At 28.3% G+C, this 15584-nt stretch carries 16 protein-coding genes; all 16 read left to right on the forward strand.

The genetic code is table 11. From position 1 onward, the window contains the following. The first annotated feature begins 93 nt into the window (after positions 1–93). The gene (locus tag L3X37_RS11335) at positions 94–753 is read left to right on the forward strand and encodes a class I SAM-dependent methyltransferase (RefSeq protein WP_237240288.1); all 660 of its coding nucleotides are present in this window, start codon (positions 94–96) and stop codon (positions 751–753) included. Then, positions 743–1660, forward strand: coding sequence for a glycosyltransferase family 2 protein (locus L3X37_RS11340; RefSeq protein WP_237240289.1), 918 nt, complete (start codon positions 743–745; stop codon positions 1658–1660). Before L3X37_RS11335 ends, L3X37_RS11340 begins: the two co-directional genes overlap by 11 nt. Further along, complete coding sequence (locus L3X37_RS11345; RefSeq protein ID WP_237240290.1) at positions 1657–2484, forward strand: hypothetical protein; 828 nt, start codon at positions 1657–1659, stop codon at positions 2482–2484. Before L3X37_RS11340 ends, L3X37_RS11345 begins: the two co-directional genes overlap by 4 nt. A gap of 57 nt (positions 2485–2541) precedes the next feature. Next, positions 2542–3330, forward strand: coding sequence for a glycosyltransferase (locus L3X37_RS11350; RefSeq protein ID WP_237240291.1), 789 nt, complete (start codon positions 2542–2544; stop codon positions 3328–3330). 4 nt (positions 3331–3334) lie between these two features. Further along, positions 3335–4261: an NAD-dependent epimerase/dehydratase family protein gene (locus L3X37_RS11355; RefSeq protein WP_237240292.1), complete on the forward strand. Its 927-nt coding sequence runs from the start codon at positions 3335–3337 to the stop codon at positions 4259–4261. Next, positions 4248–5273 (forward strand): glycosyltransferase family A protein, encoded by a 1026-nt coding sequence (locus L3X37_RS11360; RefSeq protein ID WP_237240293.1) that lies wholly within the window; start codon positions 4248–4250, stop codon positions 5271–5273. The genes L3X37_RS11355 and L3X37_RS11360 overlap by 14 nt, the downstream gene beginning before the upstream one ends. A gap of 145 nt (positions 5274–5418) precedes the next feature. Next, a complete protein-coding gene (locus tag L3X37_RS11365; protein WP_237240294.1) occupies positions 5419–6090 on the forward strand; it encodes a class I SAM-dependent methyltransferase in 672 nt (223 codons plus the stop codon). 3 nt (positions 6091–6093) lie between these two features. Then, positions 6094–7287, forward strand: a complete 1194-nt coding sequence (locus tag L3X37_RS11370; protein WP_237240295.1) for a glycosyltransferase family 4 protein — start codon at positions 6094–6096, stop codon at positions 7285–7287. Next, complete coding sequence (locus L3X37_RS11375) at positions 7288–8355, forward strand: glycosyltransferase family 2 protein (RefSeq protein ID WP_237240296.1); 1068 nt, start codon at positions 7288–7290, stop codon at positions 8353–8355. 7 nt (positions 8356–8362) lie between these two features. Further along, positions 8363–9511, forward strand: coding sequence for a glycosyltransferase (locus L3X37_RS11380; RefSeq protein ID WP_237240297.1), 1149 nt, complete (start codon positions 8363–8365; stop codon positions 9509–9511). A gap of 68 nt (positions 9512–9579) precedes the next feature. Continuing rightward, positions 9580–10734, forward strand: a complete 1155-nt coding sequence (locus L3X37_RS11385) for an acylneuraminate cytidylyltransferase (protein WP_237240298.1) — start codon at positions 9580–9582, stop codon at positions 10732–10734. Positions 10735–10747: 13 nt separating this feature from the next. Continuing rightward, positions 10748–11623 (forward strand): N-acetylneuraminate synthase family protein, encoded by an 876-nt coding sequence (locus tag L3X37_RS11390; protein WP_237240299.1) that lies wholly within the window; start codon positions 10748–10750, stop codon positions 11621–11623. 1 nt (position 11624) lies between these two features. After that, complete coding sequence (locus L3X37_RS11395) at positions 11625–12446, forward strand: polysaccharide pyruvyl transferase family protein (RefSeq protein ID WP_237240300.1); 822 nt, start codon at positions 11625–11627, stop codon at positions 12444–12446. Positions 12447–12453: 7 nt separating this feature from the next. Beyond that, positions 12454–13854 (forward strand): glycosyltransferase family 28 protein, encoded by a 1401-nt coding sequence (locus L3X37_RS11400; protein WP_237240301.1) that lies wholly within the window; start codon positions 12454–12456, stop codon positions 13852–13854. 5 nt (positions 13855–13859) lie between these two features. Next, complete coding sequence (locus tag L3X37_RS11405) at positions 13860–14801, forward strand: glycosyltransferase family 2 protein (RefSeq protein WP_237240302.1); 942 nt, start codon at positions 13860–13862, stop codon at positions 14799–14801. Continuing rightward, the gene (locus L3X37_RS11410) at positions 14791–15582 is read left to right on the forward strand and encodes an acyltransferase (protein ID WP_237240303.1); all 792 of its coding nucleotides are present in this window, start codon (positions 14791–14793) and stop codon (positions 15580–15582) included. Before L3X37_RS11405 ends, L3X37_RS11410 begins: the two co-directional genes overlap by 11 nt. Positions 15583–15584: the final 2 nt, after the last annotated feature.

The following is a 15584-nucleotide window of genomic DNA, read 5'->3' on the forward strand; positions in this document are numbered from 1 at the left end:
TTCATTAATTATATTTAAAGAAGGAATAGGGTAAGTTTTTATGGTTTCCTATTAATAATATTCTATTTAATTATAAAATTAAAATTTATTAGTATGAATAAATTTAACTCATCTTATGTAGGTTTGAGATATGATTTACTTCAATTTATTGAAGGAGAAAATTTAAGTGTGCTGGATGTTGGTTGTGCAACAGGTGTGAATGGTAACTTTTTGATTGATAATAATTTGTCAAAAAAAATAATAGGTATTGAGCTAGATTCAAAAATGGCTAAAAAAGCTGCTTTAACTTATGATAACGTTTTTGTAGGAGATTTGAATTCAGTAGACTTCATAAATCACATACTGAATAACACTAAATCATTTGATTATATAATATTTGGTGACATACTAGAACACTTAATCGACCCGTTTTATGCGTTAAAAGAATTATCAAAAGTTTTAAATAAAAACGGACGGATTATAATATCTGTTCCAAATATTGCTCATTTAGAACTTTTTATGCAAGTATTTATTAAAGGTACATGGCCAAAAAATGAAAGAGGTATTTTTGATAAAACACATTTAAGTTGGTTTACTCGAAAAGACATCCAAAAATTAATAATAAAAGCTGGTTTAGAAACTATAACTTATCAAAGGAAGCTACGAGGTAGAGACGCAAACCCTAAGTTTAATATCTTAACAAAAATAGTAAAAGTAATAAATAAAGATTGGGTTACATTTCAACACATAATTGTATGTAAACATGGAAAATAATTTATTCGTAATTATAGTAACTTACAACGGAGAGCAATGGATTAGAAAATGTCTGAATTCTATTATAGAATCTTCAATAAAATCATTTATTATTGTTGTAGATAATAAATCTACAGATAGTACTTTACCTATAATAAAAAAAGATTTTAGAGATGTTGTTTTAATTGAAAATGAAGAAAATTTAGGATTTGGTAAAGCAAATAATATTGGTATTGAAAAAGGATTGGCTTTAGGAGGGGAGTATTTTCTTTTGCTAAACCAAGATGCTTATTTGCAAAAAGAGACTCTTGAAAGTTTAGTTTCTAAAAATAAAAAAAATAAAAATCAGGGTATTATTAGTCCTATTCATTTGGATGGAAGTGGTAATCAATTAGATATTTATTTCCAATCTTATATTTCACCACCAAACTGTAAAAATTTATATTCTGATATCTTCTTAAAAAAGAAGTTGAAAGCGCTTTATAATGTGGATTTTATTAATGCTGCAATTTGGTTACTTTCTAGACAAACGATAAAAAAGGTAGGAGGTTTTAATCCTTATTTTTTTCATTATGCAGAGGATAATGATTATATAAATAGATGTAAGTATAAAGGGCTAAAAGTATCAGTTGACCCTCATTCTTATGCTTATCACGATAGGCTACAAAAAAAGCGAAAGACTACAGCAAATGTTTTAAATAATATTCGAGATGTGAAGCTTATGAACCCAAATAACAATATAGATACATCTAGAATGCTAAATCTAACTTTTAAGAAGCTTGTTAAATCACTTATAACTCTAAATAAGTCAAATTTGAAAGATAATTTTAAATATTTTAAAAAGATATATAAAAACAGAACGATTATTAGAGAAATTATTAATAAAGTTAAAAATGATGATTACGCATTTTTAAATTATAAAGAATGATTTTGAATAAAAACAAACTACTTGCAGTATTAGTAAATTATGGCGATGAACAACTTAACTATTTGGTAGAAGTTGTTTCTGGCTTAAAAAGGTTTAAGTATTTTGAAGTTACTATAATCGTACAAAGTAATATACCTCTAGATATAGAAGGCATAGACACAGTTAATGTAATCACATTGGAAGACTACCAATTACTACCGCTGACATGTAGAAAAGTGATTTGGAATAATAGAAATAATTATGATGTTTTTCTTTATGGTGAGAATGACCATTTATTTCTTGAAAAACATGTAGAAAAACATCTAGAATATGAAAAAATACTTCCAGAAAATAGAATCACAGGGTTAATACAGTTTGAAGAGAATGAAAATGGACGCTATTATCCAGGATATCATCATCATTTTGACTGGAAGTATAATTCTGTAGAGACTTATAAAGGTTTAAAATTTGCACATTTTTTTAATACACACCAAGCATCATTTATTTTAAGTAGAGCGCAATTATTTAAAATTAATAAAAGTTTTGATTTTAATAGTTTAGTTGAAGATGCTCCATTGTCATTTATGGATAAAGTGTTAAATAAATTAAAAAAAACAATAAAAAAACCCTTAAAGTATCCAAACAATTATAGTGTAAAATGTAAAGTTAATACAGATGTTTATGATTATGGAGGTATGAAAAAACTAATTTGTATTTCTGAATTTGAAGACAATTTAATCCATCATTTACCAAATATATATATAGATGGATTAAGAGGTAGAAATAAATTTAGATCTCGTGAAGATAGAATGAATAATGCATTAAAAAAACTATTAAAAAAATAAATGGTTAGCCTTTCTTTAATAGTGCTTTCTAATACAAATTCAAATCGGATTTTCGAAATGAATAAAGAGTGTTTTAAAACATTTATAGATAGCGCTAAAACTGTTAATAAAGATTATGAAATAATATTAGTAGAAAGTAATAAAGCATCAAACTATAATTATGAGGTGCCTAATTTAAAAATTATTGTTATTGAAGAGGTTTTTAATTTTCATAAGTTTTTAAATGTTGGAATTAGTCACTCAAAAGGAGAATATTATATATTAAGCAATAATGATGTTATTTTTGATAAGAATTGGTTAGTAGAACTGTTTAAAGTAGCTAGCACTAACCGTACATTAAAATCCTTTTCACCTTATGATGCAAAATCAAATAAACTGCCAAACGAGGTAGTATTAAATAATGACTATGTTTGTGGCTATCAAATACAAAAACACATAACTGGGTGGTGTATAGTTATGCACAATAGTGTAATAAAAAAGATTAAAAAGTTAGATGAACGTTTTAATTTCTACTACGCAGATTTTGATTATGCCATGCAGCTTATTAAATATAATATTAATCATGCGTTAGTAACTAAAGCGAAAGTGTTACACCTTGAAGGAAGAGCGAATAACCAAGGACAACTATTAGAGTTGGAAAAACTACCAAAAAGAACACCTAAGTATATAATAAAAGAAAACTGGGTTTGGGTACTTAATGATGATAAAATGATAGATGCAGTTATTAAATATCATGATAAATGGGGTAGCCGAAGAGCACTAAAAATAAAACTATCAATTATAAATTTACTAAAAAAAATAGGTTTAGGTTTTTTTAGTAAATTTATATTATGCCATAAAAATTAAAGATTTGAAAACATATTTAATAACAGGAGGTGCAGGAAATGTTGGTGGCACACTAGCGTTGTATTTAGCAAAAGACAAATCTAATACTATTATTATTGTAGATAACTTATCTACAGGAAGTCTTGATAAAGTCCCAAAATTAAATAATGTACACTTTATAAAGTCTGATGTCAACTTGTATGCTGATATAGCACCAATTTTTGCAAGATACAATTTTGACTATGTATTTCATTATGCTGCTTTAGTTGGTGTAAAGCGTACTTTGGAGTATCCTATGCGTGTTTTAAACGATATTGAAGGAATTAGAAATGTGTTGTCATTATCAAAAAACTCTGGTGTTAAGCGTGTATTCTATTCCAGTTCATCTGAGGTATATGGGGAGCCTTTCGAAATTCCTCAAAATGAAAAAACTACTCCATTAAATTCAAGATTACCTTATGCGATAGTGAAAAATGTTGGTGAAGCTTTTTTTAAATCGTATTATCAAGAATATGGTTTGGAATACACAATTTTTAGGTTTTTTAATACCTATGGGCCAAATCAAAGCGAAGATTTTGTGTTACCCCGGTTTTTAAAATTAGCACTCCGAGATGAAGATATTAGTATTTATGGAGATGGTATGCAAACACGTTCGTTTTGTTATGTAGATGATAATGTAGAAACTTGTTTAAAATCTATAACAAATACCACTTGCGTTAATGCTATAATAAATATTGGAAGTGATAAAGAGCAGACTATTTTATCTTTAGCTAAAGAAATTATTAAATTAACCAATTCCAAAAGTAAGATAATACATTTGCCTGCTTTAGAAGAAGGTGATATGGCAAGACGATGTCCAGATATATCAAAAATGAAATTAATTTTAAATAGAGACTTGGTAAGTTTAGATGAAGGAATAAAAAAATTAATAGAGTTTTATGCGCAAAGGTAATAACCCAAGTAACGAAGAAAAAGTTGAAAATGGAGGAGGGTTTCATCGGGCTATTATACCTGTTTGTATTCCTCACGAAAAAGATTATTTTAAAGATGCTTTCGAAATTTTTACTTATTGTTTGTTTTCACTAAAAAAAACTAGTTCATCCAACATTGGCATATCTGTAATTAGCAATGGTAGCTCTGATAGTATTAATGAAAAATTATTGACTTTATACAAAGCTAATCACTTCGATGAGCTAATTATTGAAAGAAAGGGAATAGGTAAAATTAACAGTATATTAAAAGCATTGCGAACAGCTGAAGAACAGTTAATAACTATAACCGATGCCGACGTTTTGTTTGATAATGGATGGGAAGACGCTGTAATTCAAGTTTTTAAAAACTTTCCAAAAGCAGGGGCAGTATGCCCTGTACCCGTTTTTAGAAAACAATTTCAATTAACTAGTAATATTTGGTTTCGTTTTTTATTTTCAAAAAAGCTTAAATTTTCGCCTGTAGTAAATCCAGAAGCTATGACACAATTTGCTAAAAGTATTGGTTGGCCATGGCTTGATAAAAAGTACAAAGATGTAATAGCTACATTAGAGCTTAAAAAAGATAAAATTGCAGTTGTAGGCTGTTCTCATTTCGTAGCAACTTATAAAAGAGAAGTCTTCTTAGAAATGCCTAATATTAATAGCGATTTTAAAATAAGAGGTAATAGTGAACTTTTGTATACAGATCAGCCAGTATTAAAACGAGGAGGTTATAGATTATCTACCTATGATAATTATGCGTACCACATGGGAAATGTTTTAGAAGATTGGATAGTTGATAAATTTAAAATTTTGAAAGATTCAATTAAAAATGATCAAAACCTCAAATTAAAAGAGTTAAAAAAGCCATATATAAACCCTCTTTTTATTGATAAAATATTTAAGTTTTTAATTTCGATTAATATATTTAAGAGGAGTGTATTAAAAAATAAGGGATTAACTAAGAAACAGATTAAAAACTTTTTATCTTAATATATTTAAAAAGTAGATTAGTAGGGTAAAAGATTTTAAGTGTAAATTATTTAAAGATTGCTAATGAATACAAAACAGTAAAGTGCCTTTAGTTTATTGTTTGGAAGAATTACAAAGTGAAATTTAATTAAAAAAACATAAAACATTGAATATTAGAAAAATAATTAAGAAAACATTTAAAAGAAAGTCACCTAGTCCAAAATATTTTAAAACCAAAAACTATAAAAGTTTTGATAAGTTTTGGGTACAAAAAGTTACTGTTAAAAATATTGATAATAGGTTAGATTTTTTTAAAGAAAGGTGTGCCAATAAAGATGTATTACATTTTGGATGCACTGATTGGCCCATTTTTAGACCAGAAAAAAATTTACATATCCAATTAGCTAAAGTTGCAAAATTAATACATGGATTCGATGTCGATTTAGAAGGTATAGAGAACTTAAAAAAATATGTCAATCAAAAATATTTTTCAGACTATATAAACATTGAAAATCACAAATATGATGTATGTCTTATACCCGAAACTATCGAGCATGTGGATAATGTAAAAACGTTTTTAGAAAACATTTCAAAAGTTAATGCTGATACCTTTTTAATAACTGCTCCCAATTGTTTTACCGAAGTGCACATTAACAGAAATTACAGAGACAAAAATCATTTTATAGAAGTTGTGCACCCAGACCATAATTGTTGGTATAGTCCATACACTCTAAAAAATCAAATAGAAAAATACTCTAATTTAGAAGTAAAAAACACATACTTATTAAATAAAGGAATGATGATTTGTTGCGAAGCAGTAAAAAAATCATCATCTTAATTCATGATAAAAAAAAATGTAAAAAAAGGAATTAATTATTTAAAGGCATTTTATAATTTTTTTAGGTTTTGTATAAACGATATAAAAAAAATAAAGCATGCTCAAATTGTTTTTGTGTTACCTTATTTTCAAACAGGAGGGGCAGAGCGTGTACATTTAAATATTATTAAAAGTGTAAAAGATAAATCATTGTGTGTAATATTTACACATAATTCTGCAACTGATAATTTTAAAAAAGACTTTTCTGAATATGCTCAAATTATTGAAATAAATAAGATACTCAATAAAAAAAGTAATACCATTACTAGAGCTTTAAAAGTACATATTGGAAAAACCATCAATAAAAGCCAATCAATAAAAAGCATTTTTGGAAGCAATACCAATTTTTTTTACGAGCTATTACCACAGTTAAAGGAAGAGATTGTTAAAATTGATTTAATCCATGCCATTTCTAAAGAAAACCCAACAATAGAGTCTCATTATGTTAATAGCAGTAGTAGTATTAATCATAGAATTGTAATTAATAAAAAAGCTTATGGTGATGTGTTATTGATTTATAAAAACAATCAAGTTAATGAATGCTTAATAGATAGAGTAGTAGTAATTGAAAATGCTATAGAAATTAAAGAAAACGATACCTTTAAAGAAAGAGATAGTTTGAAAATTGGATTTGTAGGAAGGTGGTCTAAAGAGAAAAGACCAGACATATTTTTAAAAATAGCTAAAGCCGTAAAAAAACACAATCCTCAAATCGATTTTGAAATGGTAGGAATTGGCATGAAAAGTAATGTAAAAAAGATTAACCAATTTGGAGTTTCTTTTTTAGGCGAAATAACAGATGATGATGCATTGAGTAGATTATACAAATCATTAACCTTTGTATTAATAACCTCTAGTAGGGAAGGATTTCCAATGGTAATTATAGAAGCTATGGCGCATGGTGTTATACCAATAACAACAAATGTAGGAGGAATTAGCGAACATTTGACTAGTTTTGAAAATAGTATTTTAATAGAAAACAGTAATAACGAAGATGATGTTGCAAAACTGTTTGTGGATGCAATTCTTGAATTAATTAACAATAAAGTTTTAATTTCGAACTTGTCTTTAAATGCTTTTAACTATTCAAGAAAACATTTTAGTATAACAGATTTTAATAAGGCATATAGACATTATTTATTGCAAGAAAAATATTAAATGATAACCATAGCACTATCATACCGTAACCGAGATTTAAGCATAGTAAAGAACTGTTTGGAATCTTTAGAAATTCAAACCAATAAACAGTTTAGAGTAATTTTGGTTAATTATGGTAGTTTTAAAAGCTATACAGAAGGTTTAAATACATTAGTAGAAAAATTTAAATTTGTTAATGTTATAAATTGTTTAACAGAAAAACAATTATGGTGTAAATCAAGAGCTATAAATATAGCTTTAAAAAAATGTGAAACCCCCTACTTTTTTGTTGGTGATGTAGATATGATTTATCATCCAAGGTTTATTGAATTTTTATTACATTTAAAAGAAGAATATGATACTGTTTATTTTCAAGTAGGTTTTTTAAGTTCAATAGAATCAAAAAAAAACAAAGATTTTTTTAATTATGTTATAGATTTTAAGTCTGCTAAAGAAGCCACAGGTATGACTTTGTACCAAACCCAAATATTAAAATCTATAAACGGTTACGATGAGTTTTACAATGGATGGGGAAGTGAAGATACAGATGTGCATGTAAGATTACAAAACGCAAATAAAGAGGTGTTTTATTTTAATACAGATATTTTAATGCTACACCAATGGCATGCTAAAGGATACAGAAGTAAAGATAGTAAAGCACCATTTCATCCTAATTTAGAAGCTATTAATCAAAAATATTTAGAGTTTACTAAGGAAACTCAAAAAACTATTGCAAATACAAAATTTAATTGGGGAGAATATAATGATCAAGATTATATTCAATTAGAAAATATAGATAGAAGTTTTAGCATAACAAACGAATTACCATGTATAAAAGGGTTTGTAAACAGTACGCTTTTAGAGTTAAAAGATCTAGTTGTTTTTGTTTCAGTAAAAAAGCATGATGATTATAAATCGTTTAAACAAAAGGCGAAAAAAGTTTTAGGAAAAAAAACAAAAGTTTATTTAACCATGCAAGAAATAAACAATTTGCTTTTAGAAGTAATAATAACAAATTTAAGAACTTGCCCTTACAAGCTTATGTTTAATAAAGATTTACAAGAAATAACCTTAATAATTAAGTTATAGTCAATTTATGAAAATACTTCTTGTTTCTATGAATTCTATCCATTTTCAACGATGGACAAACCAGCTTAAAAATTCTGAGCATGAAGTATATTGGTTCGATATTAGAGATGGTGGTTATTCTGAAAAACTATCGTGGGTAAATCAAATTGTAGGTTGGAAACAAAAATTCCCTAATCTAAAAGGAAGGAGTTTTGTAAAAAAAAAACTGCCTTGGCTGTATAGAAAAATAAGTTTTTTATTAGAAAATAATACAGAAAAAAAATTTGAAGCTAAGCTAAAGGAAATAGAACCAGATCTAGTGCATAGTTTTGTTCTTTATATTGCTTGTACACCTATCTATAATGTTATGAAAAAATACGATAGCTTAAAGTGGATATATTCTTCTTGGGGAAGCGATTTATATTATTTCCAAAATCAAACTAAATATTTAAAAGAGATAAAAAAAGTACTTCCAAGAGTAAATTATTTGTTCACAGATTGCAAACGCGATGTAGAATTAGCAAAAAAATATGGGTTTACGGGGGATGTTTTGGGTGTTTTTCCAGGTGGGGGGGGCTACCCATTACAAGATTATCAACAATATATTTTGCCTGTAAGTGTAAGAACACTAATTTTAGTAAAAGGATATCAAGGACGCTCTGGTAGAGCAATTCCTATATTAAAAGCTTTAAAACTGCTATCTAGTCAACTAACTAATTTTAAAATTGTAGTTTTCGCAGCAGATAATGATGTTAAGCAATTTATTATAGATAATAATTTAGAGAAAAGGTTAAATTTATATGTTTATAGTAAAAAACAATTTTTGCCACATTTAGAAATTATAAAACTTATGGGGCAAGCTTTAATTTATATAGGTAATAGTAATTCTGACGGTATACCAAATACTTTATTAGAAGCTATTGTTATGGGGGCCTTTCCCATTCAATCTAACCCTGGAGGAGCTACGGGTGAGGTTATTAAACATAGGGAAAACGGTTTGTTAATTGAAGACTGTAACAACTATAGGTATATAAAAAAGAATATTTTAACTGTGCTTAATGATTCAAAATTAACAATTAATGCTTTTAGAATTAATCAAGAAAAAATAAAGCCGAATTACAGTAGACAAATTATAGCAGAAAAAGTATTGTTGAAGTATAATTCAGTTACTAATTGAAATTAAAAAAATGCTATTTAAAAAGCAAAACTGTACTTTAGCATAAATATACATTATAAGGTTTATACATGAAAAAAATAGGATTTATTCCATTAAGAAAAGGATCAAAAGGTATTCTAAATAAAAACAAACGAAAAATGGTTGGCAGACCATTGTTTACTTGGGTTTTAGGAGAAGCTATTTTTTCTGATCTAGATAAAGTTTATGTGTATACAGATGACCAAGATATTATTGACTTTATACACAAAGAATACCATTGGACCAATAAAGTGAAAGCACTTTTAAGAAGCAAAGAAAGCGCAGGCGATACAAGCTCAACGGAGTTTGCTATGTTAGAATTTGCCGAAACTATAAATCATGATTTTGATGTGTTTTGCTTGCTTCAAGCTACTTCGCCGTTTACCAAAAGAGAAAATATCAATGCGTGCTTAAATAAATTGGACGACAATTACGATTCGGCTTTAACAGTTGTAAATACACATAGATTTACATGGTATGAAGATGGAACACCAGCTAATTATAATATAAACAATCGCCCAAGACGACAAGACTTTGATGGTTTGTTAATTGAAAATGGTGCTGTTTATGTAACAACAAAAGAAGCGTTGCAGGAAAGTAAAAATAGGATTAGCAATAATATTGCTTTAGTAAAAATGCCAGAGGAATCTTTACATGAAATTGATTCTGAAAACGACTGGATTATTGTTGAACAATTACTTATTCAGCGTCAAAAACTTCAAAAAAAGCCTAATAAAATTACGCATATAATTTTAGATGTCGATGGGGTCTTTACAGATGGAACAATAAGCTACACAAAAGATGGTGAACATACCAAAAACTTTGATATGCGTGATGGTATGGGGTTAGAGATTTTAAGACAATTTGGGGTTAAGGTGATGGTAATGACTTCGGAGCAATCCGAATTGGTTGCAAAGCGTATGCAAAAGCTAAAAATTGAAAATGTATTTTTAGGGGTGAAGGATAAGTATAGTTTGCTACAAAACATCATTCAAAAGAAAAGTATATCGATTAATAATGTAGCCTATTTAGGAGACGATGTTAACGATTTAACTAATATCTGTAGCGTAGGCTGGTCTTTAGTTCCAAATAATGCCACCGATATTGTAAAACAGCATGCAGATATTGTACTATCAAAAAACTCTGGGGCTGGTGCCATAAGAGAAGCTTGCGAATTTATAATAAATTATAATAAAAGATTTTAATTGCCCTAACCAAATGAATACATATAAAAAACCCTATGTTATAGCTGAAATAGGATGTAACCATAAAGGCGATATTGAAATTGCTAAAGAACTTATCAAAGTGGCTAAAATATTTTGTAATGTTGACGCTGTAAAGTTTCAAAAACGACATAATAAAGAATTATTAACCGAAGAGCAATACAATAAACCACATCCAAATCCTGTAAATTCTTATGGTAATACTTATGGCGAACACCGCGAATTTTTAGAATTTGATGTTAACCAACATAAAGCGCTTAAAGAATTTTGTGAATCTATTGATATTACCTATTCAACATCGGTTTGGGATCTAACTTCTGCAAAAGAAATAACTTCAATACACCCAGAATTTATTAAAATCCCTTCAGCTTGTAATAATAATATGGCGATGTTAAACTGGTTGTGTGAAAATTACAAAGGAGAAATTCATATTTCAACAGGAATGACTACTAAAACTGAAATTGAAGATTTAGTTAATCTATTCAAAAAATATAGCAGAAATAAAGATTTAGTACTTTATAATTGTACTTCGGGTTACCCAGTTCCGTTTGAAGATGTCTGTCTTTTAGACATCAATTTATTAATAGATAAATATAAAAATGATGTAAAGCATATCGGTTTTTCAGGTCATCATTTAGGTATTGCAGTTGATGTGGCAGCATATACTTTAGGCGCAAATATTGTAGAAAGGCATTATACTTTAGATAGAACGTGGAAAGGCACAGACCATGCGGCATCTTTAGAGCCTATGGGTTTACGTAAATTATCTAGAGATTTAAATGCAGTCTACAAAGCCTTAAGTTTTAAAAACCAAGATATTTTACCAATTGAACAAGTTCAACGCAATAAGCTAAAAAACCAAAAAATCTAGCATGTTTTCATCAAATAAAATTAGATTGTTTTGGTGGAATGAAACTAAGTTACAAGGAAAAACTAAAGAAAACTTTGGTGATTTATTGGGGAAATATTTAGTTGAAAAAATATCTAAAAAAAAAGTAGTTTGGAGTAAACCAAATAAGCATTCAATTTACAATTTATTTAAGCCAATTTATGTTACCATAGGTAGTATTTTAACACATGTAAACAAAAACTGTGTGGTTTGGGGAAGCGGTATTATTTCTAAAGAGTACCCAATTAAAAAGGCTAAGTTTTTAGCAGTAAGAGGTCCGCAAACAAGAGCCCATTTACTACAACAAGGTTATCATGTTCCAGAAGTTTATGGCGATCCAGCTTTGTTGTTGCCAATGTATTACAATCCTAAAATTAAAAAGGAATACGAGGTTGGTATTATTCCGCATTATTCCGATTTTAATAAAATAAAACCACTTTATAAAACAGAAAAAGATTTGTTACTAATAGATTTAATGACGAATGATATTGAAAAAACAACAAATAAAATTTTAGCTTGTAAAAAGATTGTGTCTTCATCTTTACACGGTGTTATTGTAGCTCATGCTTATGGAATTCCAGCAGTATGGCAAAAATTTTCGGAAAATGTATTTGGAGACGACATAAAATATCAAGATTATTTTGAATCTGTAGAAATACCAAGTTATAAGTGTAATACTATTGATTATAAGCTAAATAAAGAGATGTTAATAGGTCTATTTAAAGATAAACAAACACTCCCAAAACAAGGTGTTATTGATGCTTTATGTATAAAATTATTAGTAGCTTGCCCTTTTAAAATTTAGTGTATAGATGAAGAAAAAAGTATTTGTTTTTTTTCCAGATGGTGTTGGTTTAAGAAATTTTGCTTTTACTAAATTTAAAAATATTGGTGAGCAAATGGGGTTTGATATTACTTATTGGAACAACACTATTTTTTCGTTAAAAGATAATTTAGGTTTTAATGAAGTTAAAATTGAAGACCACTCTGTACATCCACTTTTACCAATATATTCTAGAGCAAGAAAACGAGCAGAACTAAATGTATCTAGAGATAAGTTTAATGAGGATGTTTATTTAACTTATAAGTTTCCTTTTAATTATAAAGGGATAAAAAACAGTTTTAAAAGCTTCTATACAAGATGGTTGATTGCTCTATACTCATCTGAAAAAGGCATTGTTAAGCTAAGAAAAAAGATTAATAAATTAGAGCGTTCTACCTCAAAGTACAGGTATTGTAAAGCACAATTAGAGCAGCACAAACCAGATTTAGTGTTTTGTACAACACAACGTGCTACACAATCTATTAGTGCTTTATTAGCTGCAAAAGATTTAGGGATTCCAACCGTGGCATTTGTATATTCTTGGGATAACGTTCCAAAAGCAATGCAAGTGGTAGAAACCGATTATTACTTTGTATGGAGCGACTTAATGAAAGCCCAAGTCTTGCAATATTATCCGTTTGTAAACGAAAAACAAGTTTTTGTAACAGGTACACCACAGTTTGAACCGCATTATGATACTAATTTAAGGCAATCTAGAGCAGATTTTTTTAAAGATTATAATCTAGATGTAAATAAAAAATACATCTGTTATTCTGGTGATGATGAAACCACTTCACCTTTAGATCAATATTATTTAGAAGATTTAGCAAACGCTGTTAGAAATTTAAATAATAAAGGTGAAAACTTAGGCGTAATTTACAGAAAATGCCCTGTTGATTTTACATCTAGATACAATACCGTTATCGAAGCCAATAAAGACATTATTGAAGTATTAGACCCTATTTGGAAACAAGTAGGTAACCAATGGAATCAAGTATTACCAACTCCAGAAGATTTTAAAATGCTTTATAATGTTTGTGAGCATAGTGAGTTTGTAACTAATGTTTGCTCATCAACCGTATTCGATTTTGTAGCGCACAACAAACCTTGTATTTATTATAATTACGAGCAACCGCAATTAAAAAAAGGCATTCGCGATATTGGGCAAAATTATAAATACGTACATTTTAGAAGCATGCCAAGTAATAAAGCTGCTGTTTTTTGTACCGATAAAAACGATTTAGAAAGTTTGGTAAAACAGATTTTAGATGCTAAACTTTCTAATGTGAATGAATGCAAAAAATGGTATGAAATTGTAGTTGGAAAAACACCTACAAAAGCTTCTAAAGCTATTTGGAAAACCATAGATAACCTTTTAATGAAACCTTAACGTTTATGAGCAAAGCAACACCTAGAATATCATTTGTAAGTCCTGTTTATAAAGCGGAAAAGATATTAGATGAATTGGTTTTTGAAATTCAAAAAGTAATGAATAACATAGATGAACCTTTTGAAGTTATTTTGATTGACGATAGAAGTCCAGATAATAGTTGGGAGGTAATGCAAAAGATATCTAAACAAAATTCTAGAGTAAAAAGTGTGAGACTAAGTCGTAATTTTGGGCAACATTCAGCTATAATGGCAGGTTTATCACAAGCAAAAGGAGAGTGGGTGGTTGTTTTAGATTGTGATTTGCAAGATCAGCCAAAAGAAATCGTTAAGTTGTATGGTAAAGCCAAGGAAGGGTACGATATTGTGTTGGCAAAAAGATTTGATAGAAAAGACACATTTTTTAAAAAATTTTTCTCAAAATTTTTCTCAAAAATTTATCGGTATTTAACCGATGTAAATCTAGATAATTCAGTAGCCAATTTCGGAATATATAATTTTAAAGTCATAGACTCTGTTTTAAACATGAACGATTATATAAAATCTTTCCCTCTTTTTGTAAATTGGGTTGGTTTTAAATCTACTTCAATAGTTGTAGAACATGGAGAAAGAGTTTCGGGTAAATCAAGTTATACGTATTCAAAACTTTTAAGATTAGCTTTTAATACAATTATTTCGTTTTCAAATAAACCTTTAAAACTTTTCGTTAAATTTGGTTTGGTAATTTCATTACTGTCTTTTTTATTTGGCATCTTTACTTTATACAAATATCTCAAAGGAGAAATAACTGTATTAGGATATAGTTCTTTAATTGTTTCTATTTGGTTTCTATCTGGTATGATAATGACGATTATTGGAGTTGTTGGTATATACATAGGAAAAATATTCGACCAATCTAAAAACAGAGAATCTTTTATAATAGATAAAATTGTTACAAATGAAATATAAAAACATAGATGCTGAAGAACTTTTAATTGGAAAAAATACGTTTATAGAACCTTCTGCGCAAATAAGAGGAATAAATGGTAGAGCCAAAAAAATAAGTATTGGAGATAATTGCTATATCGGGGAGAATGTACAGATAATTTGTGATGATTTTTCTTTAGGCGATTATTCTAAAATACAGCATCATACAAACGTGCATGGTTATTTACCATGTCATATTGGTCATAACGCATGGATAGGGCAATACAGTATTATAGATTCTATAGGCGGGACAACAATAGGTAATAATTGTGGTATTGGTGCCCATTCTCAAATTTGGAGCCATGTTAAATATGGAGATACTTTAGAAGGTTGTAGATTTTTTTTAGAAAAAGAAATGATTATTGGTAATGATGTTTGGTTTGTAGGGCATTGTATTGTTTCTCCAATTACAGCGAAAGATAAATCTATGGCATTAGTAGGGTCTGTAGTTACTAAGGATATGAACTTTAACGAAATTTATGCAGGGTCACCTGCTAAATCAATATCAGATAAGGTTGGTTTTCAGTTTACAGAAGTATCAATTGAAGAAAAATTTTTAAAAATGAAAAATTATTTAGAACAATGGAATTCGAATTTTTCACGAATAAAAATAGTAAAGAGTATCTCAGATGAAGACCTTAAAAATACAGATTTCACTTTTTTTAATGTAACAGATAGAATGTACACAAAAAGAGGTACAGATGCAGAAGTAAGTTTTATGAAGTTTTTATTACCAGAAAAGGCAAAATTCGTACCTTACTAAAT

The sequence above is a fragment of the Wocania arenilitoris genome, assembly GCF_021728535.1.
Taxonomy (GTDB): Bacteria; Bacteroidota; Bacteroidia; order Flavobacteriales; family Flavobacteriaceae; genus Wocania_A; species Wocania_A arenilitoris.